This is a genomic window from Paenibacillus sp. FSL P4-0113 (assembly GCF_038009305.1).
Classification (GTDB): domain Bacteria; phylum Bacillota; class Bacilli; order Paenibacillales; family Paenibacillaceae; genus Paenibacillus; species Paenibacillus polymyxa_D.
The window spans coordinates 2892501-2919376 of record NZ_JBBPAZ010000001.1 but is presented as its reverse complement, the minus strand read 5'-3'; the positions used below and the strand labels follow the sequence as shown (position 1 = coordinate 2919376).

The window sequence follows — 26876 nt, the reverse complement described above, 5'->3', positions numbered from 1 at the left end:
ATTGATAATGAAGATATTAATATCTGGTGGGGCAGGATTTATAGGGTCAAATGTTGCTGAACAATTGCTAAATTTAGGGCATCATGTTTTTGTAATTGATAATTTATCCACTGGAAAACTAGGCAATTTAGATGACAGAGCTGTTTTCTTTGAAGCTGACATTACATCTGAACAACTGGATAAATTATTCGATCAGATTAAGCCTGATCAAGTATTACATTTTGCGGCCCAAGTAAATGTGAATAGATCAATTGAGGACCCTCTGTTGGATGAGGAGACTAATATTAAAGGAACAGTTAACATATTGGAAAACTGCAAGAAGCATGGTGTTAAAAAAATTATATATGCTTCTTCTGCGGCGGTTTATGGTGTGCCTCAAAACTTACCTATTGCTGAGAGTCACGTTATAGACCCCATTTCTTTTTACGGCATATCCAAATTTGTACCTGAGCAGTATATTAAAACTTATGCTGCTCTTTACGGACTTAAATATACGATTTTAAGGTATTCTAACGTTTTTGGACCTAAACAAGATCATATTGGTGAAGGAGGAGTAGTCTCTATTTTCATAAACAAGATGTTAAAAAACGAATCCCTTACTGTTTATGGTAATGGAGAGCAGACAAGAGATTTTATTTACGTCCAAGATGTTGTTAGTGCCAATATCGCAGCTATTGATAGCGAGATTAATGGAGTATTTAATGTGAGTACAAATACTACAATTAGTTTGAATGAACTTGTGAGGATTATGTCTGAGTTTAATTCCCAGAAAGTGGAATTGGTCTATCGAGAAAGTAGAGTAGGGGATATTATCCATAGCTGTCTTGATAACAGTTCCGCTATTTCACATCTTAACTGGAAGCCTAAGTACTCTTTAGAAGAAGCATTGAAAGATACTTTTGATTATTACAGAAGAGAAACAATTAATAACGAGTTTATATGAGGAAAGGACTTTTAATGAAAACTTATTGGCAAAATTTCACTAAATATAGATTTCTTCTACGTGAATTAGTCGTTAATGATATCAAGTTAAGATATCGGAAATCAGTTTTAGGTATTATTTGGAGTGTGCTTCATCCGCTAATGATGATGTTTGTTCTTACAATGGTTTTTTCTAATTTGTTCAAAAGTGATGTTCCGTATTTTCCGGTATACGTTTTTACGGGTAGGATTATATGGGATATGTACTCACAATGCACGAGCATGTCTATGAATTCAATTGTAGGAAATGCATCACTAATAAAGAAAGTATATATTCCTAAATATATTTTCCCTCTTGCTAAATGTCTATCAACATTGGTCAATTCAGGATTCTCTCTAATAGCTTTATTGGTTGTTATGTTATTTGTAGGTGTGAAAATAACTCCTGTGCTTCTATTGGTCCCGCTAGCTATATTTTACGTTTTCTTATTCGCAACCGGAGTAGGCTTATTGTTATCTGCCTACACAGTGTTTTTCAGAGATATTAGTTATTTGTACGAAGTTATACTGACGGCCTGGATGTATTTCACTCCATTATTTTATCCTGCGTCTGTACTTCCTGAGAAATATCAGTTTATTTTTTATATAAATCCGTTATACTATATGGTTGATTTTTTTAGACAGATTGTAATGTACCGAACTTTTCCGAGCATTTTTGAAAATGCGATCTGTTTTTCAATAGGGTTTTTAACATTCATTGTTGGTTTTTACGTTTTTTATAAGAAACAAGATAAGTTTATCTTACATGTTTAGTAAGGAGCGAATTAATGAAGGAATCTATTATAGAGGTCGAGAATGTTTCCATGTTGTTTAATTTAAGCTCAGAAAAAATTGATAACTTCAAAGAATACTTTGTAAAGTTGCTTAAAAGACAATTATTTTATAATGAGTTTATTGCTCTTAAAGATGTGTCATTTAAAGTGGAGAAAGGTGATATTCTAGGTCTTGTTGGTCTAAATGGAGCTGGCAAAAGTACGCTCTTAAAAATCATTGCAGGTGTGCTTAAACCCACAACAGGAAACGTTTCTGTTAAAGGAAGCATGGCTCCATTAATAGAGTTAGGAGCAGGATTTAATCTTGATCTTTCTGCAGAAGAAAATATTTATCTTAATGGGGCTGTATTGGGATACTCTAGAGACTTTATGAAACAGAAATATAATGAAATTGTTGACTTTTCTGAGTTACATGAATTTATGAACGTTCCTATTAAAAATTTTTCTTCAGGTATGATTGCCAGGCTGGCTTTTTCAATCGCAACTATAATTGAGCCAGATATACTTATAGTAGATGAAGTTTTAGCCGTCGGTGACTATAAGTTTCAGGAGAAATGTAAAATCAAAATTAACAGCTTACTTAGTAAAGGGACAACTGTATTATTCGTTTCACATTCTTCTGCACAGGTAAAAGAGATTTGTAATAAAGCAATTTGGATTGAAAAGGGGAAAATTATAATGGCAGGCACAGCTGACGAGGTAGTTGATCAATACTCAATGGTCTAATGTCAGAGAATTGCTTTTAGAGAGGTGCATTGAGTGGAAGCTAAAGTAGCCATCATTATGAGAACAAAAAACAGACTTATTTTATTAAATCGAGCAATTCAGAGTGTTATAAGTCAAACCTATGATAATTGGGAGATTCAATTGATTAATAATGGTGGTGATATCGTTCAACTTCAACACCTTTTAAAGCAATATGGCTCTGATGTTCTTAAAAAAATAAAAGTAACTCATACTAAGAGTGATTTATATATGGAAGTTGCTACTAATATTGGTTTGGCCAATAGTAAAGCTGAGTATATTACTTTATTAGATGACGATGACACTTGGAGTCCTGACTTTTTAAGGGTTTGTATAGAAAGTCTAGAAGAAAACAAAGAATTTGATGGAGTTGTGACTTTAACTTATCTAATTCATGAAGAGATATTTAATGGAAACATTACTCAGAAGTTTAAAACTATATTCAATCCAAAACTAAAGAGAGTTTCACTGTTGAAAATTGCAAAAGGCAACTTGTTTACCACAAATTCTTTTGTATATAGAAGAAAGGCTTTGGGTTTGACTGGAGAATACAGAGAAGATCTACCGGTTTTGGGTGATTGGGAATTTAACATTAGATTTATTTTTAATTGTAATGTTGGTGTAATAACTGAACCTCTATCTAATTATCATAAAAGGATTGTTTATGATAATTCAAGTTATAATAATTCAAATATACAGCAACATATTCAATATGATTATAAATTAAGAATGGAATACTTTCGTAAGATTTTTAAAGGTGGATATTTTATTTTAGGTTTTACAATGTTATCGTTTGGATTTGTTAATTCATTTAAGAGATTAGTGAAAAAAATAATCAAAAGATTTAACTGGATTGCGAATTTAAATAGTAAGTAGGCGGTATTTGATGAATGGAAAGGTGATAATATCAGTTATAGTACCGGTATATAACGTAGAGAAATACTTGCGAAAATGCCTAGAGTCTCTGGTCAACCAGACGATGGAGAACATTGAAATTATTGTAGTTGACGATGGAAGCACGGATCAATCATCCGAAATTATCAAAGAATATAAAGAGGCACATCCTGATAAGATTGTTTCCCTGACAAAACCGAATAGTGGATTAGGCGGTACTCGTAATTATGGGTTAAAGTTTGCTAAAGGGGAATATATCGGGTTTGTGGATTCCGATGATTGGGTAGATCGGAAGATGTTTGAAGCGATGTATGGGATGGCGAAGCAAGGCCATGACATTGTGTTATGTGACTTTATGGTGGTGCAAGATGGATGGGAGACTGGTCATGTCGCAAAAGGCTTTCGAGGGACACATTTCAATCCCCAGGAAGTAGTTATTAATTCGATTGATCCAGCGACAGCCTGTAATAAACTATACCACAGGAAGTTTTTCCAAATTGCTGAGTTTACTGATGGGTGGTATGAGGATATTGGGACGACTCCAATCCTGCTTTCATATGCTCATAGTGTGGGTTATTTGGAGCTGGCTTTGTATAATTATAGACAGCGAAGTGGTTCAATCACTTATAGTGCAGATGAGAGAACGAAGGATGTAATTAGTTCTTGGCAGCGGGTGCTGGATAACGTTCACAACAATTTTAGAAAAGAAGCCATATTTGCAGTATACAAGAGCATAGCAACATTTATAGAATTCAAGCCAGCATTTGCGGATGATTTTTTGGAATACGCTCATCAGAAACAAGAGTTGTTTCAACAAAATGATTACTATCAAAAGAATACGCGAAGTAAATCGATAGTTGATTTATTTCAGATGAGGCTAATTCCTAAAAAGTTACATTATTTCTGGTTTGGACATGGCGAGAAGAGTGAACTGATTAAGCGTTGTATGGCATCTTGGGAAAAGTATGCAGGTACGTATGAAATTATTGAATGGAATGAAAGTAATTGTGATATTAACGAAAGTCAATTTGTAAAAGAGGCATATGAGGCAAAAAAGTGGGCATTCGTAGCCGATTATTTTCGGATTAAGGTGATATATGAACAGGGTGGGTTTTACATGGACACGGATGTAGAACTTAAAGCCCCGCTGGACTCATTAAGAACAAGCAATTTCTTTTTTGCTTTCGAAACAAGAGATAATATTAATGCGGCTATATTTGGAGGAATACCTAGATTTGAGTTAGCAAAGAAATGGTTGAAGACATACCAGGAAGAAACGTTTAAAAAGGAAGACGGGACATATAATATGAGTAATAATATTGTAATCCGTCTTACAGGATTGTTGAGGAAAGACTATAAAATAAAGTTAAATGGACAAATGCAGACGTTAAGGGATAATGTCAAAATTTATCCTGCAAACAAGCTAACCATTGATGTATATGACGGAAAGAATTTAGCGGTGCATCATTTTGATGCTTCTTGGTGGGATGTAAAAGATGAAGTATCCTACAAAAATGTCGTTTTACAGGATTATTTTAATAAAGGATTCTTTAACTGGGAATACCCCAGAGGTGTGCTTAAAAAAAATTACCACCAGTTAAAAAATAGAATTTCAACTAACTCTGATTTAACATCTAGAATATTGGATTTAGTTTTAAAGGCTTTATTTAAAATTTATAAAAGTATTTTTAAATGACGATAATGAGAGGGAGGATTGGGGAATTTGAGTATAAAAAAGATAATTATTAATTCATTACCTCCTCTAAAAAAGGTTATTCAGGAGAGGGAAACTTACTATGAGTCATCTAGTAATCTTTATCGGTTACTTGAAGATAAAATTAGAGAGCACGAACAACTCGTTAGAGACAATGAAATACTGAACAATACCTTAAAAAAACTCCATCTCCAAAATGAAAATTTACAAAGCGAGAATAGCGTTCTTTTCAAAGAGAAGAACATTCTCGGAGAAAAGCTTGAGTTGCTTATCAGTGAAAATGAAAATTTATTAGATAAAGTGAACGATTTATCGCGTATTAATGAAGAGTTAATTCAAGAGAATTTCAAACTTAAACAGCAAGAAAAGAAAATTTTGGACATAAGTTCAAGTGAATTTTGGGATAGTCACTATAAAGAAGGCTATACCTCTGGAACAGGGTCATACAATCATCTTGCTGAGTTCAAAGCCAATATAATAAATGAATTTGTTGCAAGCCACCAGATTAATTCTGTAATTGAGTTTGGCTGTGGTGATGGAAATCAACTTTCACTTATGAACTATCCCCTGTATATAGGAATAGACGTTTCTGAAACAATTATCAAGAAAAACAAAGATAAATTTGCTGACTTTGATAATAAAGTTTTTTTTCATAGAGATGAAAAAGATAAATATATGAAAAAAAAGCATGACCTTGCTTTGTCTTTAGATGTGATTTTCCACTTGGTTGAGGACCATGTTTATATAGAGTATATGAAAGATTTATTTAATGCATCAAGTAAGTACGTGATAATTTACTCGAGTAATCATGAGGAATTTACGAGATGGCCGGAATTTAGAAATCGGAAATTTATGAGGTATGTTCAGGAAAATGAAAAAGATTGGAAAATGATCGATTTTATAGCTAATAAATATCCTTTTGAATTAGGTAATGAAGATATGACTTCTCCATCCGATTTTTATATTTTCGAAAAATTATAAGTAGAATAGCTATAATCGAAAGAATAGGCGGTTATTATGAGAAATGATATTAGTGTGTCAGTTATAGTACCGGTATATAACGTAGAGAAATACTTGCGAAAATGCCTAGAGTCTCTGGTCAACCAGACGATGGAGAACATTGAAATTATTGTAGTTGACGATGGAAGCACGGATCAATCATCCGAAATTATCAAAGAATATAAAGAGGCACATCCTGATAAGATTGTTTCCCTGACAAAACCGAATAGTGGATTAGGCGGTACTCGTAATTATGGGTTAAAGTTTGCTAAAGGGGAATATATCGGGTTTGTGGATTCCGATGATTGGGTAGATCGAAAGATGTTTGAAGCGATGTATGGGATGGCGAAGCAAGGCCATGACATTGTGTTATGTGACTTTATGGTGGTGCAAGATGGATGGGAGACTGGTCATGTCGCAAAAGGCTTTCGAGGGACACATTTCAATCCCCAGGAAGTAGTTATTAATTCGATTGATCCAGCGACAGCCTGTAATAAACTATACCACAGAAAGTTTTTCCAAATTGCTGAGTTTACTGATGGGTGGTATGAGGATATTGGGACGACTCCAATCCTGCTTTCATATGCTCATAGTGTGGGTTATTTGGAGCTGGCTTTGTATAATTATAGACAGCGAAGTGGTTCAATCACTTATAGTGCAGATGAGAGAACGAAGGATGTAATTAGTTCTTGGCAGCGGGTGCTGGATAACGTTCACAACAATTTTAGAAAAGAAGCCATATTTGCAGTATACAAGAGCATAGCAACATTTATAGAATTCAAGCCAGCATTTGCGGATGATTTTTTGGAATACGCTCATCAGAAACAAGAGTTGTTTCAACAAAATGATTACTATCAAAAGAATACGCGAAGTAAATCGATAGTTGATTTATTTCAGATGAGGCTAATTCCTAAAAAGTTACATTATTTCTGGTTTGGACATGGCGAGAAGAGTGAACTGATTAAGCGTTGTATGGCATCTTGGGAAAAGTATGCAGGTACGTATGAAATTATTGAATGGAATGAAAGTAATTGTGATATTAACGAAAGTCAATTTGTAAAAGAGGCATATGAGGCAAAAAAGTGGGCATTCGTAGCCGATTATTTTCGGATTAAGGTGATATATGAACAGGGTGGGTTTTACATGGACACGGATGTAGAACTTAAAGCCCCGCTGGACTCATTAAGAACAAGCAATTTCTTTTTTGCTTTCGAAACAAGAGATAATATTAATGCGGCTATATTTGGAGGAATACCTAGATTTGAGTTAGCAAAGAAATGGTTGAAGACATACCAGGAAGAAACGTTTAAAAAGGAAGACGGGACATATAATATGAGTAATAATATTGTAATCCGTCTTACAGGATTGTTGAGGAAAGACTATAAAATAAAGTTAAATGGACAAATGCAGACGTTAAGGGATAATGTCAAAGTTTATCCTGCAAACAAGCTAACCATTGATGTATATGACGGAAAGAATTTAGCGGTGCATCATTTTGATGCTTCTTGGTGGGATGTAAAAGATGAGGTATCCTACAAAAATGTCGTTTTACAGGATTATTTTAAGAATCATGTTTATACTTCATCAGATATACAAAGTGAGATTCAAAAATATCAGCAGCTCATTCACACGTATGAAAACACATTATCTTGGAAGATTACCTCACCATTAAGGAAAATTAGCGCCTTGATAAGGAAGATAAAAAATGATGGTTAAAAAATACGGGCTACTAGTAATCATACTTTTTTTTGTAATATTAGCTGATTCGATTTATTTAACGGATGTGCTGACTCGATTTACTGTTAATTCGATGTTACAGTATACTTTTGTCTTACTGTATTTTTTCTTGCTGTTTTCTATTATATTTTGTTTTACTGTTATTAAGATTAAGAAAGAAACCTCTCGTTCGAGTTATAGGAAAAAATTACTTTTTTCTGTAATAAGTGCAGCTATATTGCTTGTACTGGGGAATTCCATGCTGGTGAATCATTTGTATAAACCATCAACTCTTGAAATAGTAGCTAGTGGGGAAAAAAATGTTGAATCTAAATCAACAGAAGTATGGGTTACCGACATTTTTATTAATGGAGATAAAGCTAATTTCGATTATTTGCCTTGGAGTGGTGGTTGGCAAGTAAAAGACAAAGCTTTATTAAGTTCTGCGAAAGTACCGCAGTCATTAAAGATTAAACTGCCGGCTTCAAAAGATATAAGGGTGAAATTTTTGAAGCATGAGTGGTCAGGCATTGTTGTGATTAAAGATGGCGGTAAAGAGAAATCGTTGGATCTCTACTCTTCCAAAGCATCTAGTTATGAATACAAAGTGAATGGAAGTGAGAATCATCCTTCTGATATAAGACGGATTTCTGATTTGTTTATGGCTTTTATTTTATTATTGAGTATTTTCTTTTTGGTCAGTATTTATATAAAAAAATAGTTTACTAAAATTCATAAGGGGACCTATGTAAATGGAAATTGCAGTTTTAATTCCTTGTTATAATGAAGAACAAACGATCGGAAAAGTCATACAAGATTTTAGGAAAGAATTACCTTTTTCGAAGATTTATGTTTATGATAATAATTCTAAAGATAAGACAGTGAAGGTTGCGCTTGAAAATGGAGCCATTGTAAAGCATGAGTATAGACAAGGTAAAGGTAGTGTAGTTCGATCTATGTTTATGGACATTGAAGCTGATTATTATATTATGGTTGACGGGGACGACACTTACCCGGCTGAGTATGTGCATAGATTAATCGAGCCATTAAAAGAGAATAAAGCAGATATGGTTATTGGAGATAGACTTTCAAATGGGACTTATGCGAATGAAAATAAGCGGAACCTCCATGGCTTTGGTAATGATTTAGTCAAAAATATGATTAACTTTCTTTATAAAAGTAATGTAAAGGATATTATGACAGGTTATAGAGCTTTTAACAAATTTTTTGTTAAATCATTTCCGGTTATGAGCCCGGGATTTGAGATTGAAACTGAACTAACCATTCATACGTTGGATAAACGCTTCTCCCTAAAAGAAGTTCAAATTGATTATAGGGATCGGCCAGAAGGTAGCGAATCTAAATTAAATACATTAAGAGATGGCTATAAAGTTCTGAAAACAATACTTATGCTTTTTAAAGAGTTTAAACCTTTGTTTTTTTTCAATATTTGGTCTGCTCTTCTTCTTATATTAGGCCTTTTAGTGGGGGCACCCGTTATTATTGAATATATATATACTAGTTTTGTTACAAAATTACCATCAGCTGTTTTAGCGGTGGGTTTTGTTTTACTGTCTATCATTAGTTTTACTTGTGGTTTAATACTAGATACAGTGGTAGCGAACTATCGAAAACAGTATGAATTGGAATTGCATCGTATTAAGCAAGAGGTAGGTATAAAGGTATGATTTTGTTTAATAATCTAGCAACTAAGGTTAATTTCTTTTGTTTAGTTCTGTCTATTGCTTTAGGTAGTGGCTTGGTGTATCTTCTCACTACTAATGTTTCGTTAATAAAATGGTTATTGAGCATAATAATTGTTTTCGTTTCTTTAATTCACCTTGTTATAAGTAAGAATTTGAATAATTTAGAAATAAAGCCTTCGCTGAAATCATGGTATAATTATATTTTTTGTCTAGCACTTACTCTTTTTCTATTTGTTAGTTTAATGGGATCTTTTTTTAAACGTGGTTACAATTTATTTGGTTTTGCGTTCATAAGTATTACTGCATTTATTGCTTTGTTTTGTATTGTACTCGCTTTAACTCAGTTTTTAATGAAATCAAGGTCAGGAATTTCATGCGTTGAAGGAAGAAAAATTAAAATTTTGTTTTTTGCGACCCCCTCGTTTGTTATTTTTTTAGTTTACTTTCTGGCTTTTTATCCTGGAGTTTTGTCGCCAGATTCTTTAGATCAATGGTCTCAAATATTCACCGGAAAATTTGATGATTGGCATCCAGTAGCACATACGTGGTTCATCATGTTTACGACTCTGTTAGGGGACACACCAGCAGCTTTCTCAATTATCCAAATAATTATTATGTCCTTGATAATAGGATACTGTGGGTATACTTTTGAGAGGTATGGAGTTAAGAAGATTTTTGTTTATTTATCTGTTGTTTTTCTATCTTTCGTTCCTATTAATGGAATTTATTCCATCACGATGTGGAAAGATATTTTGTATAGTGGGCTTCTTTGCTTAATAAGCTTATATATTGCTAATATTGTTATTTCTAATGGACTATGGCTTGATTCTAAGTTGAATGGAATTTTATTCGTTATAGCTTCGGTTGGAGTAACACTTTTTCGACATAACGGATTTATAATTTTTTTATTGACATTGCTTATTTCAATCGTAGTTTTCAAAAAGAAGCTTATGAAATTCTATTTATGGTCAATTCCGGTACTGTTAATTTATTTTATCGTTACAATTCCTGTTTTTAATGCTTTGAAAGTCACCTCCTCAGACCCTAACGAAGCTCTTGCAATACCCACACAACAAGTTGCTAGTGTTATTGCACTTGATGGCAAAATGACCAATGAACAATTAGAATTTTTCGCCAACATATTGCCGATAGATGTCTGGAAAAGTCAATATAATCCATACACAGTAGACCCTTTGAAATTCAATAAGGAATTTAATAGAGGATTCCTCAGAGAGAATAGAAGTGAGTTTCTTAAGAAGTGGTTAACATTGTGCATACAGAATCCTAATATTGTAATAAAAAGCTATCTAAAACAAGTTTCGAATGTTTGGCAGATAACACAATTTAACGATGGTGTTACATCACTATATTCAACATCAATAACCGAAAATAATAACTCAATTAAATATGGTTTATCAAATAAGACCATCAGTGTCGGGTTGACAGAAAATGTATCTCGGATTTTAGAATTTTCAAGAAATAGTATAATATGGAGAGCTGCCTTGTACAATGTATTGATTATATTATCCCTATATATAATTGTACGGCGTAGAAACTATGCGTTAGTCATAGTAGCACTGCCTGTAACGCTTAATACTCTAACCATCATGGCTGCAACACCAGCTCAGGATTTTAGATATTTATATGCAAATTTGCTTGTTTCTATTGTTGTTTTTCTTACATCTTTTCTGAAATTTGAAAAGAAGGCAGTTCATTAAGGAGGCGTATTGGTAATTAAAAGATTTAACTTTTTTTATAGAAATAGCAGTTTGGGAATAATACTTATTTTATTTTCTGCTTTACTTACTGCTGTTGGACAAGCATTATGGAAGGTTTCTGGAACCAATAATTTATATATTTTAGCTTTAGGATTAATTCTGTATGTATGTGGTGCTGTTTTAATGATGATTGCTTTTAGGTTTGGAGATTTATCTGTTCTTCATCCGCTTTTAAGTTTTGGCTATATATTTGCTGTATTAATAGGTAGTTACTTCTTAAAGGAACAGATAGGATTCAAGGAAATCATAGGTATAATTATGATAGTTTTGGGGGCTGTCTTAATCAGTGTGGAGAGAAAATGAAATATTACTCTTTGTTTTAATGACCATGTTTGGTGCTTTGGGAGGACTTTTTCTTAAAAAACTCTCTTTGTACACAATAGGAATCAATAAACCTTTTTTAATGCATTTTTTTTTGGCAGGTTTTCTTTACGCTTTGGGGGCATTTCTCAATATTATATTATTAAAGTTTATTCCATATACAGTTGTGTATCCTTTAACCGCCTTCACTTATATATGGACATTAATATTTTCCAAAATATTTTTAAAAGAAACTATAAGTGTTACAAAGATTGGGGGGGTGCTTTTGATAATTTGCGGAGCGTTTGTTTTGATTCTTTAAATATATCACTATTGTAATATGAGGACTTTCTTGCATACATCGTAGAAGAGGATGAATTTTATTGACTGTAAAAGATGGGAAAATCGATTTTATACAGATGTTACGAGGGATTGCTGCTGTTTCTGTAACAATATTTCATGCGAGAGGCCATCTTCCTAGTCAATCGCCTTTTTCCCAGTGGCTGTTTTCTGCTGCATCGTCTGGTGTAGATATATTTTTTATGATTAGTGGCTTCATTATGGTGTATACAACTAGGAATAGTAACGGTTCTTTTTTGTATTTTTCTAAATTTATGCTAAAAAGATTTGCGAGAATTTGGCCTATGTATCTTGTATTGACTTTCTTATACATAATACTTATGCTGCTAAGTGCTTACATTATTAACCGAGTGGATGTCGATCCTTCAGTCACAGACATACTTAAATCCCTATTCTTTATTCCATTAATTTTAGACAAAAGTGACGGGCCTTTCTGGGGAGGTTCTGTTCTTCATACGGGATGGACTCTTAATTTTGAGATGTACTTTTATTCATTCTTTGCAATATCGTTACTGTTTGGAAGGTATAAATGGCTATTGTTTTTTTCTTGGGTAATATTCACTCTAATATTACTTCCGAGTATGGCAGGGGACATTTCTTTAGATCCCAAGCACTATTATGGTTGGGACTGGGGATATCTTAATTTAATCACTTCCCCTTTGATTTGGGAATTTGTTGTAGGCGTCATCATAGGATTGATATATTTTTCTAAACTCAGAATAAAAAACACTAAAATATGTTGGTTGCTCTGTTTACTGGCTTTATCCTTTACAATGTGGTATTTTCTTGGGGGTATTAACCCCGGCTTTGGAATAGTTAATTGGGGACTGCCTTATGTAATTTTGTTTTCTATTTTGGTGATCTCAAGCAAAAGTATCGAGATTAAAAGCCCTTATTTTTTAGTGTGGCTTGGTAATATTTCTTTTTCATTATATCTAATCCACCCTTTAGTAATTCATCCTCTTGCCAATATTGCATGGGAGTTTGAATCGCTAAGAAATTCTTTACAGGATATGTCATATATCATTTTTCTAACTGTTCTAAGTATTTGTTTTGCGGCAGTTGCTCACGAATTTTTAGAGAAACGGTTATCAAATTGGTTCCGTGATAAACTTTTTACTTTACTAAAAATTAAGTCTTAAGGTCGTAAAGATGTTTCATCTAATTAATTTTTTCTGAAAATCATATTAATATATGTATTAGTACAAGGAGGGCGCTATGAAAGGTATTATTCTTGCGGGCGGGACTGGTTCTCGCCTTTTTCCTTTAACCAAGGTAACCAATAAGCACTTGCTTCCTGTCGGTAAGTATCCCATGATCTTTCATTCCATATATAAGCTAAAAAAAGCTGATATTACGGACATCCTTATTGTAACAGGTAAAGAACACATGGGGGATGTTGTAAATCTGCTTGGAAGCGGTCGTGAGATGGGCGTAACTTTTACATATAAGGTACAGGACGAAGCGGGTGGCATTGCGCAGGCGTTAGATCTGGCAGAGCATTTCGTTGGCAAAGATCAAATGGTCGTTATTTTGGGGGACAATGTGTTTGAGGATGATATCTCTCCGTTTGTGCAAAATTTTCGTAAACAGAATGTTGGTGCTAAATTATTATTGCAAAAGGTCCATGATCCGCAGCGATTTGGTGTGGCAGAAATTCAAAATCAACGTATTCTATCTATAGAAGAAAAACCTCAGATGCCTAAAAGCGATTATGCAGTTACGGGCATTTACATGTTTGATCATAATGTTTTTAATATTGTGAAAACCCTAAAACCTTCGACACGTGGAGAATTAGAGATTACAGACGTTAACAATGCGTATATTGCTAACGGAACATTGACCTATGATATTCTTCAAGGTTGGTGGACGGATGCAGGAACGCATACTTCGCTTGCCAGAGCAAATGAACTCGCGCAAAATATTATATTTGGTGAGGAATTTGGTAAGTTAAAGTTGTAATGCAAAGTTTCACAGCATTGAGGGAAGGACGTATAGCATGAAAGTGATACCTTTAAAATTAACAGGTGCAAGTATAATGGAGCCGACTGTTCATGGTGATCAACGCGGTTTTTTTATGGAAAGTTATAATCAACAGGTAATGCAAAGTGAGGGGATTAATCATACTTTTGTTCAGGATAACCAATCTCTTTCTGCTGATGCAGGAGTTATACGTGGGTTGCATTACCAATTAAATCCGAAGGCACAAACGAAACTTATCAGGGTACTCACAGGGGCTATCTATGATGTGATTTTGGACATTCGAAAAAGTTCTCCTACGTTTGGGCAATGGATGAGTGTCATTCTAAGTGAGCATAATCGTCGCCAGTTACTGGTACCTAAGGGGTTTGCTCATGGTTTTTGTACGCTTGTTCCCAATACTCAGGTGTTGTATAAGGTTGATGAATATTACTCTCCTTTGCACGACAGAGGGATACGGTGGAATGACCCTGCATTGAGTATTGACTGGCCTACCTCCAAGGCGATACTGTCAGAGAAGGATAAACAGCAGCCTGTTCTGACAGATGCGGAAATCAATTTTGATTAGAAGCTAACACAAATTAATACTTTGAATGCTTTTGAGTTAAGAAAATGAGTCAGAAGTCTAATATACTTTAGACATTGCTCAGCTTAGGAGGTCTGTATGAAACTTCTTGTTACCGGTGGGGCCGGATTTATAGGCAGTAACTTTGTATTGTATATGCTTAAACAGCATCCAGATTATGAAATTGTAAATATAGATGCTCTTACCTATGCAGGTAACCTGGAAAATTTGAAATCCATTGAAAGTAACCCCAAACATAGCTTCATCAAGGCAGATATCACTGATACTCAAGCGATTGACCAGCTGATGCAGCAGGGAATTGATGTGGTGGTTAATTTTGCAGCGGAGTCACATGTGGATCGGAGTATTCTGGAACCGGAAGTGTTTGTGAAAACAAACGTATTGGGTACGCAAGTGCTACTGGACGCGGCCAAGAAATATAACGTGGCCAAGTTTGTACAGGTATCAACAGATGAGGTGTATGGATCTTTGGGAGAAACAGGCTTGTTTACGGAGGAAACTCCGTTGCAGCCTAATAGTCCTTATTCTGCATCCAAGGCAGGTGGCGATCTGCTAGTTCGTGCATATCATGAAACCTTCTGTTTACCAGTGAATATCACGCGTTGTTCTAACAACTACGGCCCATATCAGTTTCCTGAGAAATTGATCCCGCTAATGATCTCACGTGCATTGAGCGACCAACAGCTACCTGTATACGGGGATGGCTTGAACATTCGCGACTGGTTGTATGTAGAGGATCATTGCAGCGCAATTGATCTAGTCATTCATCAGGGTAAACTGGGTGAAGTATACAATATCGGGGGAAATAACGAGCGGACAAATGTGCATATCGTCAAAACAGTATTAGAGGAGCTGGGCAAGCCAGAATCTCTGATTTCGTATGTGCAGGATCGTCCAGGACATGACCGCCGTTATGGCATTGATCCAACGAAGACCATGAATGAGCTGGGCTGGAAGCCAAAGCACTCTTTTGAAACAGGCATTAAAGAAACGATTCGCTGGTACTTGGACAACGAAGAATGGTGGATTCGCATTCAATCCGGCGAATACCAACAATACTATGCTAAACAGTACGGTTCCCGCTTGGGGGATGCGTAAAATGAAGGTGCTGGTTACTGGAGCATCCGGTCAACTTGGTAAAGATGTAGTAAACGTTTTTCAGGGTCAAGGACATGATGTTCTTGGATACGATCGGGAACAGCTGGATATCACGGATTTGGAGCAGGCTGTGAAGATCGTTGAACAGTCCCAACCTGATGCCGTAATCCACTGTGCAGCGTATACGGCTGTGGATGCAGCGGAGACCGATGTAGACGGGGCTTATCAAGTCAACGCGGTAGGCACACGTAATATGGTACTGGCTGCGGAAAAGGTAGGAGCCAAGCTGGTTTATATCAGCACAGATTATGTGTTCGATGGAACGGCAAAGCAGCCATATCATGAGTACGATAATACCAATCCGCAGAGTATCTACGGAAAGTCCAAACGGGCGGGAGAGGTATTGACCCAAACACTTTCCTCTAGGTATTTTATTGTTCGTACATCTTGGGTATATGGAATGCACGGAAACAATTTTGTCAAAACGATGCTGAAGCTTGGACAGGAGAAGCCGCTCCTCCAGGTAGTGAATGATCAGAAGGGTTCACCTACCTATACGGTGGATCTGGCACGCTTTTTGGCGGAATTGATTCAAACGGAGAAGTACGGCGTATACCATGCATCCAATAGCGGCTCCTGTACCTGGTATGAATTTACGCAAGCTATTTTACAGGATGCGGCGGAAATATTAGATGCCAAGATCACAGCGAAATTGGAGCCATGCAGCACAGAGCAATTCCCCAGACCAGCAGCGCGGCCACGTAATTCTGTTATGGAGCATGTAGCGATTCGAACCAATGGATTGAATGATTTGCGCGACTGGCGTGAGGGATTGCGTGATTTTATACAGAATTATTGCAGTCAATCATAAGGGAGATTTTACTGTGCACCTATAAGCTTAGAAATAGGCCTAACTTCAAATATATTTGGTCTCAATAATCATCTGAAAAAGTCGAGTTCATACTCGGCTTTTTTTGTTTTATTGAAACATTTTCCATATCACTGCATCTATTGTGGTATATAACAATCTATAGACTGTAGCAGCTCTTTGAAATTATGCTGGTTTGCTCTATGATAGGAATAAGAACATCTGGAGTAAATACGCCAAAATCTCATAAACGAGGAACATGAATCTATGATTAAATCCGTAAGTGTTCATATTGTAACGTATAACAGTGAAAAAGATATCCAAGAGTGCTTAAAGGCTGTCAGCAAGCAAAGCTACCCCCTACAAGCAGTGGTTATCATAGATAATCAATCCAAGGATCAGACAGAGGAACAAGTTAAAGAAATAGCGCATTTGTTTGGTTCAAAATTCAAGTTTGTCTCTAATGTCCAAAATGTTGGTTTTGCCCCTGGCCATAATCAAGCAATAGCGTTGGACGATACGGACTATGTGCTAGTACTTAACCCAGACGTTACTATAGAACCTGATTACATTGAGCGCCTGGTTGCAGTGATGGAGCATAATCAGCGTATAGGCAGCGCTACAGGTCAATTGCTGCGTAAAGCGAACCGGGAGATGATAGATAGCACGGGTATTGTTATGAATTCAGCCAGAAGAGCTTTTGATCGAGGAGCAGGAGAGCCTTCAGTTCAGTGGTCAGAGTCAGGAAAGGTATTTGGTGTTTCAGGCGCAGCAGCTTTGTATTCACGGCGAATGATTAATGACATTGGTCTAAATGGTGAGTTTTTTGATGAAAGCTTTTTTGCATACAAGGAAGATGTAGATGTGGCTTGGCGAGCAGCCTTGCTCGGCTGGGAAGCTTACTATGATGCTAGAGCAATAGCCTACCATGAACGTGGTTGGAAGGAAACGAGTCGTACATCCCAATCGTTGTTTGTGAGAAGACTTTCATATATTAATCGTTATAAAATGATGTATAAAAATGATACTTTCTCTGAATGGATGAAAAATATTATTTTTCTCCTTTCATATGAGATAGCAAGTAATCTGTATTTTCTTTTCAGAGAGCCAAAAGTACTTGTAGCTTGGAAGACTTTTTTTAAAGAACTGCCCGAGCTTAGGGGGAAAAGAAGGCAACTTAGAAAGAAGATTACCCTTCATCATCATCAAAATAAATCAAAAGCTCAATAATACATTGAATTTATCAAAATACCATCGAATGCGTGTTCCTTTATGGAAAAATATAGTATAATTGAAACGTGCAACCGATAGAGCTGCCAAGAGCGGTCGGCTAACTCTCCCGAGGAGGGGGGTGAAGCCTGTGACAGTGTTTGAGGCGCTCAGTTTAATGCTGACGTTCGGGGCGTTAATCGTCACACTGTTAGAGTTTAACAAACGAAAATAGACCGCCCCCGCAAGGAAGGGTCTATTTTCGGCCTGATTGTTCCAAAACCGTCCGCTCTTGGAGCGTTGGTTGCGCAGGGGCTGGCTGGCACCAGCCCTTTTTCCATGTATATCTTACCACGATGAATTTTAGACCTCAACCGAGGATTTTACAAAAATCTAATAAACGACTTCCAATGAACAATATATAGATCGAAATGATTTCGTTTGTCTATATTTGCGCTTTGGAGTGACTGGAATCGAATTTTGCATAATCCTTCTAAACTATGTAAGGTTACAAGTTATGTGCTTTTTTGCGCCCCGTGGTCTGCGCGGTATGCTATAATAGGCGATAGTAGAATAGATTACTGAATTTGTCAGGAGCGTTTTAAATATGGATGTAAGCATACTGGTCGTCAACTATAATACGTGTCAATTGACGCTGGATTGTTTGCAGTCGGTGTATGCGTCCGAGACGCAATACCGATATGAAGTGATTGTTATTGATAATCACTCCAGTGACGGATCTGTTGAGGCTATTCGTGCTGCATACCCGGAGATTATGTTGATAGCCAATAAGGATAATACAGGTTTTGCCAAGGCGAACAACCAGGGGATGGAAGTAGCCAGCGGGCGTTATGTATTGTTATTGAACTCCGATACGTTGGTGCAACCGGACACGCTGGATACAATGATCCAGTTTATGGATACGCATCCGGAGATGGGGGCATCGGGCTGTAAGGTCATCCTGCCGGATGGATCATTAGACAAGGCTTGTAAGCGTGGTTTTCCAACGCCATCAGCTTCTTTTTACTATGCTTTTGGCTGGTCGAAGCGTTACCCGGATAACCCGAAGTACAATCAATATCAGCTTGGGCATCTAAGCCCGGATGATGAGTATCCAGTAGATGTACTGGTAGGTGCTTTTATGCTGGTGCGCCGAGAAACGATTGACCAGGTCGGTGGCTTGGATGAAACCTTTTTTATGTATGGTGAGGACATTGACTGGTGTTACCGGATTAAGCAAGCCGGGTGGGGCATTTACTACTACCCGCGCACATATATTATTCATATCAAAGGGGGCAGCGCTCGCCGTCGTCCTTTGAAAATTATTTATGAGTTTCATAGAGCTATGTGGGTATTTCATCGTAAGCATTATAAACAGCAATACAGTTGGATCACCAATATGGCTGTATATGCGGGGATTGCCGTGAAATTTGGAATGGCTTTCCTAAAAAATAAGTTGTCCGCACCGGTCAAGCCGGACGGCGGGGAACAATCTCATACTGAGGTGAAAGCATGATACGCAGAAATCAGCGTTTTTTAACCCAATTATATATTGTGGCGGATTTCGCGGTCATTCAGTTGTCCTTTCTGATCGCTTGGTTTTTCAAATTTGAAAGTGAATGGATCACCTATACAGAACCGCTTCCTATTCAAGTATATGGAGGCTGGAGCTTAATCTACGGCCTGATTGCCGTAGTGCTGGGGATGTTGTTTTCGCTCTATTCGCCCAAACGCAAAAAACGATTTGCAGATGATGTATTTCGCGTCACCCAGATTCATATCGTTGGACTGTTCGTGCTGTTGAGTGTGATGTTCTTCGTGAAACAAATCGACATCTCGCGGTCCTATCTGGCAATCTATATGGTTGGAAACGTGCTGCTTATTTTGTTTTATCGATTTTTCTTGAAGCAAGTTCTTAAAGCTCTCCGTCAAAAAGGGTACAACAAACAATTCATGCTTATTCTCGGGGCGGGTACTCTAGGGCAGCGATTTTATCATAACCTTGGACAATATCCTGATCTGGGATACGAGGTAGTGGGTTTTCTGGATGATAAGCGGCATTGGAGTGAAGAGGAAGAGGCGCATTTCCGCCCGATTCTTGGAGGCTTAGATCAATTGGAGGCTACGCTGTCGCGTCTGATGATTGACGAGGTCATTCTGGCGCTGCCGCTGGATGCTCATGATAAGTACCCCAAGATTATCAACATGTGTGAAAAGGCTGGAGTGCGCACGCTTATAATCCCCGACTTTTTCGATTATTTGCCGGCTCGCCCGTACTTTGATAACTTTGCAGGTATGCCGATGATCAATGTGCGGGATATTCCACTGGATGTAGCGGGGAATCGATTGTTTAAGCGCCTATTCGATATTTTATTCTCTTTATTCGCGATTCTCCTGACCTTTCCGATCATGCTAGCAGTAGCGATTGGTGTGATGATTACATCCAGAGGGCCCATCATTTTTAAGCAGGAGCGGGTAGGCTTGAATCGTCGCACCTTCCGAATGTACAAATTTCGTTCGATGAAGGTGTTACCACCTGGAACTGAAGATACGGGCTGGACGACTGCTAATGACCCAAGACGCACACGTTTTGGTACTTTTATTCGTAAAACGAGTCTCGACGAGCTGCCGCAGTTTTTCAACGTTCTGCTGGGTGATATGAGTGTCGTTGGTCCACGCCCAGAGCGGCCCTATTATGTGGATCAGTTCCGTGAGGAAATTCCAAAATACATGGTGAAGCATCATGTTCGTCCCGGAATCACAGGCTGGGCACAGAGCAACGGGTTGCGCGGAGATACATCTATTGAGGAACGGATTAAGCATGACATCTTCTATATTGAGAACTGGTCGCTCTTATTTGATATTAAAATTATTTTCCGCACGATTCGCAACGGTTTCAAGAACGCGTATTAATACAGAAGCACCCTTCGGTTTAGCCGGAGGGTGCTTTTGCGTCTGGCAGTTGTTTTGAGCATGCGTATGTGGGGTATTGACCTGTACGAAAAGGATGTGACACCCTATGAAACGACTGATTGCTGCGGTCATTCTTTTAATGTTAACCGGCACATTTTTACTGGCTTACAAAGGGCAATCTACAGAAGAACAGACTGACTTTACCACGCACCGCGTAATTTCGCATGCCATGGGAGCCGTTAATGGTTTGGCCTATACTAATGCGCGTGAAGCGTTTGTGGAAAATTATAAAAAAGGCAGCCGCGTATTCGAGGTCGACCTGATGTTTACTTCGGATGGACAATTGGTGGCGCGCCATGAATGGACAGAATCTTTTACAGAGCAAATGCAACAGGAACAAGCAGTTGCTACAGAACAGGGCGGAAAACCGTGGAGCTACCATCAATTTAAGAACACCCCCATACACGGTTCTTATACTCCAGTAGATTGGAAGGATGTATTGGATTTATTGGAAACATACCCGGATGCTTATATTGTGACCGATACGAAAGAACAGGACCCTGCCCAGATCAAACAGTTGTTTGCACAACTGACCCGTCAGGCGCAGGAGAAAAACCCCGAGCTTTTGTCTCGTATTGTTCCCCAAATTTATAATGAAGAAATGCTGCAAATGTTGCGGAGTATTTATCCCTATCCATCCGTTATTTATACGCTCTACGCCACAGAGGATAAAGATGACCAGATTATTCGATTTGTACAACAAAATGATATAACGGCAGTAACTTTACCAGAGAATCGGGTGAGTGGTGCTCTAGTGGAAAGTTTGCGTCAGGCCGGAGCGGTATGCTACGTAAATACCATTAATGAGTTGAAGGATGCGGCTGAGTATGAACAGATGGGTGTGCAAGGTTTCTATACAGATATTTTAACGGAAAAAGAACTTAGTAAACGCAGTTGGTTGTATGCGCTACGCCCCTAAGCTGTCTGAACGGGGTGTTCCCATTTGATACGAACATTGACACCTTTTAAGCACTGTCATAGACTTAGCATAGAACGCTTTTGGATATTGGAATTCGGTTCGACTGGATCATGACAAAAGCAATGGATGCTGGAGGAATGTGTGTTGGCAGATTCAATTCAATCATGGAGGCATGTGTTTAAGCTTGATCCTGAAAAGGAACTGGATGATGAGGCACTTGACGCCGTGTGTATGTCTGGTACGGATGCGATTATGGTAGGAGGTTCATCAGGTATTACCTACGAAAATACGGTGGATTTGCTGTCGAGGGTTCGACGTTATGAGGTGCCGTGTGTGCTTGAGGTGTCCGATCTGGAAGCTGTAGTACCAGGGTTTGATCTATATATGATTCCTATGGTACTGAATACCGCTGACAGTAATTGGATTCTAGGACAGCACCAACGTGCGATTGAACAGTTTGGTTATATGATCCCTTGGGATTTGCTTGTGACGGAAGGATATATTGTTTTGAACGGTGATTCTACAGTCGCTAAGCTTACCGGAGCAGATACTTCGCTGGATATTTCGTCTGCCACCTCATATGCACAGATTGCTGACAAGCTCATGCATCTGCCGATTGTATATGTGGAATATAGCGGTGCTTTTGGGGATATGGAGCTGGTGCAAAAAATACATCGCAGTACAGAGCGCTCTCGTGTCCTATACGGGGGAGGAATCGTGGATAAATCTACCGCGTTACAAGCGGCTGCCGTTTGTGACACCATTGTAGTAGGAAACATCATTTATCGTGACTTGGCGAAAGCGCTGGAGACGGTAGCTGTGAAATTGGAAGTATAGAACGTGATTTTATGGAAGCTCAGGGAAAGGAGCATGCACGCATGCAATCAATAGATATACACGAGGCGGTAGCTCGCCTTAATCCGCCTCAGCGTCAGGCTGTGGAGGCGGTAGATGGTCCGCTGCTGATTATGGCTGGCGCAGGCAGTGGTAAAACACGGGTGCTCACGCACCGAATAGCCTACCTCATCGCAACCCGCAAGACGGCTCCATGGGGCATTTTGGCGATTACCTTTACGAACAAGGCCGCGCGTGAGATGCAGGATCGCGTATCCAAGCTGATTGGCCCACAGGGAAGAGATGTGTGGGTATCCACCTTCCACTCGATGTGTGTGCGTATTTTACGTCGGGATATCGAGCGGATTGGATTTACCTCGAATTTCAGCATTTTGGATTCTACGGATCAATTGTCTGTCATTCGGAGCTGCATGAAGGATCTGAATATAGACACCAAAAAATTTGAACCCAAAGCGGTTCAGTCTATGATGAGTACGGCAAAAAATGAACTGGTCACTCCCGAAATGTATGAGCGCAAGATTGGCGACTATTTTGAAGGGATTGTGGCGAAGGTATATACCAAGTACCAACAGCGGCTCAAAAACAACAACTCTCTTGATTTTGATGATTTGATCATGGCAACGATTCAGCTGTTTAAAGAAGTACCTGAGGTACTGGACTTCTACCAGAAGAAATTTCAATACATTCATGTTGATGAATATCAGGATACAAACCGTGCGCAGTACATGCTGTGCAAAATGCTGGCCGACAAGCATCACCGGATTTGCGTAGTAGGTGACAGTGACCAATCCATCTATCGGTGGCGAGGTGCCGATATTAGCAACATTTTGAATTTTGAAGAGGACTACCCGGAAGCGCGTACCATTTTGCTGGAGCAGAACTACCGGTCCACCTCGAATATTCTCAATGCTGCCAATGAAGTCATTGGTCAAAATACAGGCCGCAAGCCGAAAAAACTATGGACTGACAAAGAAGGCGGCGCCAAGATTAAGGTTTACCGTGCTGATTCTGAACATGATGAGGGCTACTTTATCGCCTCAGAAATTCATAAGAATATTAAAGCGGGCAAAACCTATAGCCATCATGCCATTTTGTACCGTACGAATGCTCAGTCTCGGGTTGTCGAGGAAATTCTGATTAAATCAGATATTCCTTATCAGATCGTGGGCGGTATCAAGTTCTATGATCGGAAGGAAATTAAGGATTTGCTGGCGTATCTTCGCCTGCTCTCCAATCCTGACGACGACATCAGTTTGATCCGAATCATTAATGTGCCAAAACGAAGCATCGGAGACACAACTGTCGGCAAATTGCAGGCAGCTGCAGCGGAACGTGGAGTTTCGATTTTCCGTGTCCTTCAAGTGGTAGATGATTTGGGCTTTGCAGGACGTACGCGTAATGCGTTGGTAGAGTTTTACGATATGATCGAAGGTTTAAGTCGTATGGTAGACTACCTGTCGGTTACCGAGTTAACAGAAAAAATGCTGGAAACCACCCAATATCGATTGGAACTGCAAAACGAGAATACACTCGAGTCACGCTCGCGTTTGGAGAATATTGATGAGTTCCTGTCGGTAACCATGGAATTTGAAAAAGGTGCGGAAGACAAGTCACTCGTCTCCTTCCTGACCGACCTTGCGCTGATTGCTGATATTGATTCCATGAATGACGACGAAGAAGAGCAAAGCGATGCGGTTGTATTGATGACCATGCATAGCGCCAAAGGTCTGGAGTTTCCCATTGTATTTATTGTCGGTATGGAGGAGGGAGTGTTCCCTCATAGTCGTGCCTTTCTGGATAACGAAGAACTGGAAGAAGAGCGCAGATTGGCGTATGTCGGCATAACCCGTGCAGAGGAGCAACTGTTCCTTACATGTGCACAGATGCGCACTTTGTTTGGACGCACCACGGCTAACCCGCCTTCCCGCTTTCTCGAAGAGATTCCAGACGAGTTAAAAGAGGATACGATCATCAAACGTGACCGCTACCGCCGTTCAGGCAATGTAGGCGGATCTTATGGTGGGCGCGGACTGAATAAAGGTAGTGGCAGCAACTTTGGTGGAGAACGCTCGTTTGATACGATGAGCCGCAGTGGTTCGTCCGCTTCCGCGTCACCCCGCGTAACCGTAACGACATCTTCATCCGCGAAACCGACTCCGGCTGCTTCGGCAGGAGGCCCCTCCATTTTTGCTGCTGGAGACAAGGTGCAGCATGGCAAATGGGGAATTGGAACCATTGTAGCTGTAAAAGGGACTGGCAATGATATGGAACTTCAAATTGCTTTCCCGGCTCCGGTAGGGGTTAAACGACTGCTGGCTGGCTTTGCACCTATTACAAAAGTAGAATAAATCTCAAACATCATTAAATCTCGAACCTCATGAGTGGCAGTTTGGCTTAGGCCTCTGCCCTGATGAAGTTCCCGGAGGGATACGCCTGCATGAACCCAATGCACAGAATGGAGCAGCTTGTTGCTGAACTGAACACATATAACTATCATTACTACACACTGGATGAACCCAAGATCAGCGACAAAGAATATGATGTGCTTTATGACGAGCTGGTAGCGCTCGAACAGACGAGCGGTCTTGTGCTGCCGGATTCGCCGACACAGCGTGTGGGTGGGGAGTTACTCAAAGGTTTCACACCGCATCGCCACCTTGCCCCATTATGGAGCCTTGATAAAGCTCAGAATATGGAACAGCTGCGTGCATGGAACGCGCGTGTTGTGAAACTGGTTAATGATTACAATACCAAGAACCCGGAGAAACCTTTGCCATCTCCAGGCTATGCGATAGAACTTAAATTCGATGGACTGACGCTGAACCTGACGTATACAGATGGACAGCTTGTACAGGCTTCTACCCGCGGTAATGGCGTAGTGGGTGAGGGAATACTGGCACAGGTGAAGACCATTAAATCTGTGCCACTTACAATTCCTTTTCGAAATGGAACCATTGAAGTACAGGGAGAAGGGATCATGAATCTCTCTGTATTGTCCAAATATAATGAGACTGCCGTGGACCCTCTTAAAAATGCACGCAACGCCGCAGCTGGTGCTTTGCGCAACTTGAATCCCAAAGTGACAGCAGAGCGGCGCTTGAATGCATTTTTCTACAATGTGGGATATGCAGACCGTATCCAGTTTAACAGCCACCAGGAAATGATGACTTTCCTGCGTGAAAATCATTTTAAGGTAAACCCTTACCTGACTTACTTTGATAATTTTGAAGATGTAATGGAGCAACTGATTGAGATTGAAAAATCTCGTGCCGGATTGGATTACCTCATTGATGGGGCAGTATTGAAAATTACAGATATGCGCACACGTGAGGCTCTCGGGTATACCGATAAATTCCCGCGCTGGGCGGTGGCATATAAGTTCGAAGCCGAGGAAACGACAACGGTGCTTAACTCGGTTGAGTGGAATGTAGGACGAACCGGTAAAATCACCCCACTCGCAAGGGTAGAGCCGGTAGAGCTGGCGGGAGTCACTGTACAAAATTGTACACTGAACAATGCTGGTGACATCGAGCGCAAAAACCTGAAGTTTGCTTTGGGTGCACGTGTGTTTATCCGTCGCTCAAACGATGTCATTCCGGAGATATTAGGAAAGGTAACGTCTGAGAACGACGGGGAGGAAATTGTCGTACCAGATCATTGTCCAGCCTGCGGGTTTCCGTTACAGCAGCGAGGTGCCCATTTGTTTTGCGACAATAAGCTGGGGTGTAAACCACAAATTGTAGCTCGTATTTCCCATTTTGCTTCACGTGATGCTATGGATATTGAGACATTCAGTGACAAAACGGCCATACAGCTGCATGACGAACTGGAAGTGCGCGAGCCTGCGGATTTGTATACACTCCAATATGATGATCTTGTGAAGCTGGAGCGGTTTGGTGAGAAAAAGGCCAGTAACCTCTTGGCGGCACTTGAAAAGAGTAAAGAGAGAGATTTGGCTTCTTTCCTTTATGCTCTGGGTATACCGAATACCGGTAAAGCAACAACACGCATGTTGGCTGAACACTACCGTGATTTGCACAAGACGATGTCCGCTACGGTGGAAGAACTGATAGAACTACCGGATGTGGGCGGGATTGTAGCCGAAAGCATTGTTGCTTTCTTTGCAGATCCATTTACTCAGGCGGGAATTGAAAAGATGCTGTCTCTAGGGGTGAAAGCTCAGGCCCCTGAAGCTCCGCAGGAGAAGAAGACAGACAGCTTTTTCAGCGGCAAAACGGTCGTGCTTACAGGTACCTTGCATCAGCTTACGCGTGACGAAGCTGCATCCAAGCTGGAGGCACTGGGAGCCAAAGTTGCGGGGTCTGTATCGAAAAAGACGGATCTAGTCATAGCTGGTGAAAAGGCTGGGAGTAAGCTGGCTAAGGCCCAAAAGCTCGGAATTGACACCATAGAAGATGAGGAT

At 39.3% G+C, this 26876-nt stretch carries 25 protein-coding genes (1 of these 25 only partly in view); all 25 read left to right on the top strand.

Features of this window, described 5'->3' with window-relative positions; all coding sequences use genetic code 11:
* The first annotated feature begins 7 nt into the window (after positions 1–7).
* A complete protein-coding gene (locus MKX46_RS12485; RefSeq protein ID WP_341071272.1) occupies positions 8–943 on the top strand; it encodes an NAD-dependent epimerase/dehydratase family protein in 936 nt (311 codons plus the stop codon).
* Positions 940–1734 (top strand): ABC transporter permease, encoded by a 795-nt coding sequence (locus MKX46_RS25590; protein ID WP_430024401.1) that lies wholly within the window; start codon positions 940–942, stop codon positions 1732–1734. The genes MKX46_RS12485 and MKX46_RS25590 overlap by 4 nt, the downstream gene beginning before the upstream one ends.
* Positions 1735–1748: 14 nt before the next feature.
* A complete protein-coding gene (locus MKX46_RS12480) occupies positions 1749–2480 on the top strand; it encodes an ABC transporter ATP-binding protein (RefSeq protein ID WP_103047484.1) in 732 nt (243 codons plus the stop codon).
* Between the two features lie 33 nt (positions 2481–2513).
* The gene (locus MKX46_RS12475) at positions 2514–3374 is read left to right on the top strand and encodes a glycosyltransferase (protein ID WP_341071271.1); all 861 of its coding nucleotides are present in this window, start codon (positions 2514–2516) and stop codon (positions 3372–3374) included.
* Between the two features lie 10 nt (positions 3375–3384).
* Positions 3385–5088, top strand: coding sequence for a glycosyltransferase (locus MKX46_RS12470; RefSeq protein ID WP_340933328.1), 1704 nt, complete (start codon positions 3385–3387; stop codon positions 5086–5088).
* Between the two features lie 27 nt (positions 5089–5115).
* Entirely contained in the window at positions 5116–6087 is a 972-nt protein-coding gene (locus MKX46_RS12465; RefSeq protein ID WP_340933325.1) for a methyltransferase domain-containing protein, read from the top strand.
* 36 nt (positions 6088–6123) lie between these two features.
* Positions 6124–7821, top strand: a complete 1698-nt coding sequence (locus tag MKX46_RS12460; RefSeq protein ID WP_341071270.1) for a glycosyltransferase — start codon at positions 6124–6126, stop codon at positions 7819–7821.
* Positions 7811–8542 (top strand): hypothetical protein, encoded by a 732-nt coding sequence (locus MKX46_RS12455; protein WP_340933322.1) that lies wholly within the window; start codon positions 7811–7813, stop codon positions 8540–8542. Before MKX46_RS12460 ends, MKX46_RS12455 begins: the two co-directional genes overlap by 11 nt.
* 31 nt (positions 8543–8573) lie before the next feature.
* Positions 8574–9509, top strand: coding sequence for a glycosyltransferase family 2 protein (locus MKX46_RS12450; protein ID WP_340933321.1), 936 nt, complete (start codon positions 8574–8576; stop codon positions 9507–9509).
* Positions 9506–11245 carry a DUF6020 family protein gene (locus MKX46_RS12445; RefSeq protein WP_341071269.1) on the top strand — a complete coding sequence of 580 codons (1740 nt, stop codon included), beginning with the start codon at positions 9506–9508 and terminating at the stop codon, positions 11243–11245. Before MKX46_RS12450 ends, MKX46_RS12445 begins: the two co-directional genes overlap by 4 nt.
* A 9-nt stretch (positions 11246–11254) precedes the next feature.
* Positions 11255–11608 (top strand): EamA family transporter, encoded by a 354-nt coding sequence (locus MKX46_RS12440; RefSeq protein WP_340933319.1) that lies wholly within the window; start codon positions 11255–11257, stop codon positions 11606–11608.
* Positions 11592–11927, top strand: coding sequence for an EamA family transporter (locus tag MKX46_RS12435; protein WP_340933317.1), 336 nt, complete (start codon positions 11592–11594; stop codon positions 11925–11927). The genes MKX46_RS12440 and MKX46_RS12435 overlap by 17 nt, the downstream gene beginning before the upstream one ends.
* A gap of 61 nt (positions 11928–11988) precedes the next feature.
* Complete coding sequence (locus tag MKX46_RS12430) at positions 11989–13107, top strand: acyltransferase family protein (protein WP_340933315.1); 1119 nt, start codon at positions 11989–11991, stop codon at positions 13105–13107.
* A gap of 76 nt (positions 13108–13183) precedes the next feature.
* A complete protein-coding gene (locus MKX46_RS12425; protein ID WP_340933313.1) occupies positions 13184–13927 on the top strand; it encodes a sugar phosphate nucleotidyltransferase in 744 nt (247 codons plus the stop codon).
* A gap of 37 nt (positions 13928–13964) precedes the next feature.
* Positions 13965–14513 (top strand): dTDP-4-dehydrorhamnose 3,5-epimerase, encoded by a 549-nt coding sequence (gene rfbC / locus MKX46_RS12420; protein WP_340933311.1) that lies wholly within the window; start codon positions 13965–13967, stop codon positions 14511–14513.
* Positions 14514–14609: 96 nt separating this feature from the next.
* Positions 14610–15629 carry a dTDP-glucose 4,6-dehydratase gene (gene rfbB / locus MKX46_RS12415; protein ID WP_340933309.1) on the top strand — a complete coding sequence of 340 codons (1020 nt, stop codon included), beginning with the start codon at positions 14610–14612 and terminating at the stop codon, positions 15627–15629.
* Position 15630: 1 nt separating this feature from the next.
* Positions 15631–16500: a dTDP-4-dehydrorhamnose reductase gene (gene rfbD, locus MKX46_RS12410; protein WP_340933307.1), complete on the top strand. Its 870-nt coding sequence runs from the start codon at positions 15631–15633 to the stop codon at positions 16498–16500.
* A 264-nt stretch (positions 16501–16764) separates the two neighbouring features.
* On the top strand, positions 16765–17727 hold the full coding sequence (locus MKX46_RS12405) for a glycosyltransferase family 2 protein (RefSeq protein WP_340933305.1): 963 nt from the start codon (positions 16765–16767) through the stop codon (positions 17725–17727).
* 121 nt (positions 17728–17848) lie between these two features.
* Positions 17849–17941 carry a putative holin-like toxin gene (locus MKX46_RS25585; RefSeq protein WP_219727884.1) on the top strand — a complete coding sequence of 31 codons (93 nt, stop codon included), beginning with the start codon at positions 17849–17851 and terminating at the stop codon, positions 17939–17941.
* A 372-nt stretch (positions 17942–18313) separates the two neighbouring features.
* Positions 18314–19222, top strand: a complete 909-nt coding sequence (locus tag MKX46_RS12400; protein ID WP_165146359.1) for a glycosyltransferase family 2 protein — start codon at positions 18314–18316, stop codon at positions 19220–19222.
* A complete protein-coding gene (locus MKX46_RS12395; RefSeq protein ID WP_029514512.1) occupies positions 19219–20619 on the top strand; it encodes an undecaprenyl-phosphate glucose phosphotransferase in 1401 nt (466 codons plus the stop codon). Before MKX46_RS12400 ends, MKX46_RS12395 begins: the two co-directional genes overlap by 4 nt.
* A gap of 106 nt (positions 20620–20725) precedes the next feature.
* Positions 20726–21598, top strand: coding sequence for a phosphatidylinositol-specific phospholipase C/glycerophosphodiester phosphodiesterase family protein (locus MKX46_RS12390; RefSeq protein WP_165146362.1), 873 nt, complete (start codon positions 20726–20728; stop codon positions 21596–21598).
* Between the two features lie 126 nt (positions 21599–21724).
* A complete protein-coding gene (locus MKX46_RS12385; protein WP_341040127.1) occupies positions 21725–22435 on the top strand; it encodes a heptaprenylglyceryl phosphate synthase in 711 nt (236 codons plus the stop codon).
* A 41-nt stretch (positions 22436–22476) separates the two neighbouring features.
* A complete protein-coding gene (gene pcrA / locus MKX46_RS12380) occupies positions 22477–24801 on the top strand; it encodes a DNA helicase PcrA (RefSeq protein WP_029514509.1) in 2325 nt (774 codons plus the stop codon).
* An 89-nt stretch (positions 24802–24890) separates the two neighbouring features.
* A protein-coding gene (ligA, locus tag MKX46_RS12375; RefSeq protein ID WP_341071268.1) for an NAD-dependent DNA ligase LigA crosses the window boundary here: on the top strand, positions 24891–26876 show its 5' portion. 30 nt of this gene lie beyond the right edge of the window; 1986 of the gene's 2016 nt are visible here — the first part of the coding sequence; it begins with the start codon at positions 24891–24893; its stop codon lies off the right edge, out of view.

Excerpts from the sequence above, each read along its gene's own strand:
- MKX46_RS12485 (WP_341071272.1), top strand. The coding sequence starts at position 8 with ATGAAGATATTAATATCTGGTGGGGCAGGATTTATAGGGTCAAATGTT.
- MKX46_RS25590 (WP_430024401.1), top strand. The coding sequence starts at position 940 with ATGAGGAAAGGACTTTTAATGAAAACTTATTGGCAAAATTTCACTAAA.
- MKX46_RS12480 (WP_103047484.1), top strand. The coding sequence starts at position 1,749 with ATGAAGGAATCTATTATAGAGGTCGAGAATGTTTCCATGTTGTTTAAT.
- MKX46_RS12470 (WP_340933328.1), top strand. The coding sequence starts at position 3,385 with ATGAATGGAAAGGTGATAATATCAGTTATAGTACCGGTATATAACGTA.
- MKX46_RS12460 (WP_341071270.1), top strand. The coding sequence starts at position 6,124 with ATGAGAAATGATATTAGTGTGTCAGTTATAGTACCGGTATATAACGTA.
- MKX46_RS12455 (WP_340933322.1), top strand. The coding sequence starts at position 7,811 with ATGATGGTTAAAAAATACGGGCTACTAGTAATCATACTTTTTTTTGTA.
- MKX46_RS12450 (WP_340933321.1), top strand. The coding sequence starts at position 8,574 with ATGGAAATTGCAGTTTTAATTCCTTGTTATAATGAAGAACAAACGATC.
- MKX46_RS12445 (WP_341071269.1), top strand. The coding sequence starts at position 9,506 with ATGATTTTGTTTAATAATCTAGCAACTAAGGTTAATTTCTTTTGTTTA.
- MKX46_RS12425 (WP_340933313.1), top strand. The coding sequence starts at position 13,184 with ATGAAAGGTATTATTCTTGCGGGCGGGACTGGTTCTCGCCTTTTTCCT.
- rfbC (WP_340933311.1), top strand. The coding sequence starts at position 13,965 with ATGAAAGTGATACCTTTAAAATTAACAGGTGCAAGTATAATGGAGCCG.
- rfbB (WP_340933309.1), top strand. The coding sequence starts at position 14,610 with ATGAAACTTCTTGTTACCGGTGGGGCCGGATTTATAGGCAGTAACTTT.
- rfbD (WP_340933307.1), top strand. The coding sequence starts at position 15,631 with ATGAAGGTGCTGGTTACTGGAGCATCCGGTCAACTTGGTAAAGATGTA.
- MKX46_RS12405 (WP_340933305.1), top strand. The coding sequence starts at position 16,765 with ATGATTAAATCCGTAAGTGTTCATATTGTAACGTATAACAGTGAAAAA.
- MKX46_RS12400 (WP_165146359.1), top strand. The coding sequence starts at position 18,314 with ATGGATGTAAGCATACTGGTCGTCAACTATAATACGTGTCAATTGACG.
- MKX46_RS12395 (WP_029514512.1), top strand. The coding sequence starts at position 19,219 with ATGATACGCAGAAATCAGCGTTTTTTAACCCAATTATATATTGTGGCG.
- MKX46_RS12390 (WP_165146362.1), top strand. The coding sequence starts at position 20,726 with ATGAAACGACTGATTGCTGCGGTCATTCTTTTAATGTTAACCGGCACA.
- MKX46_RS12385 (WP_341040127.1), top strand. The coding sequence starts at position 21,725 with ATGCTGGAGGAATGTGTGTTGGCAGATTCAATTCAATCATGGAGGCAT.
- pcrA (WP_029514509.1), top strand. The coding sequence starts at position 22,477 with ATGCAATCAATAGATATACACGAGGCGGTAGCTCGCCTTAATCCGCCT.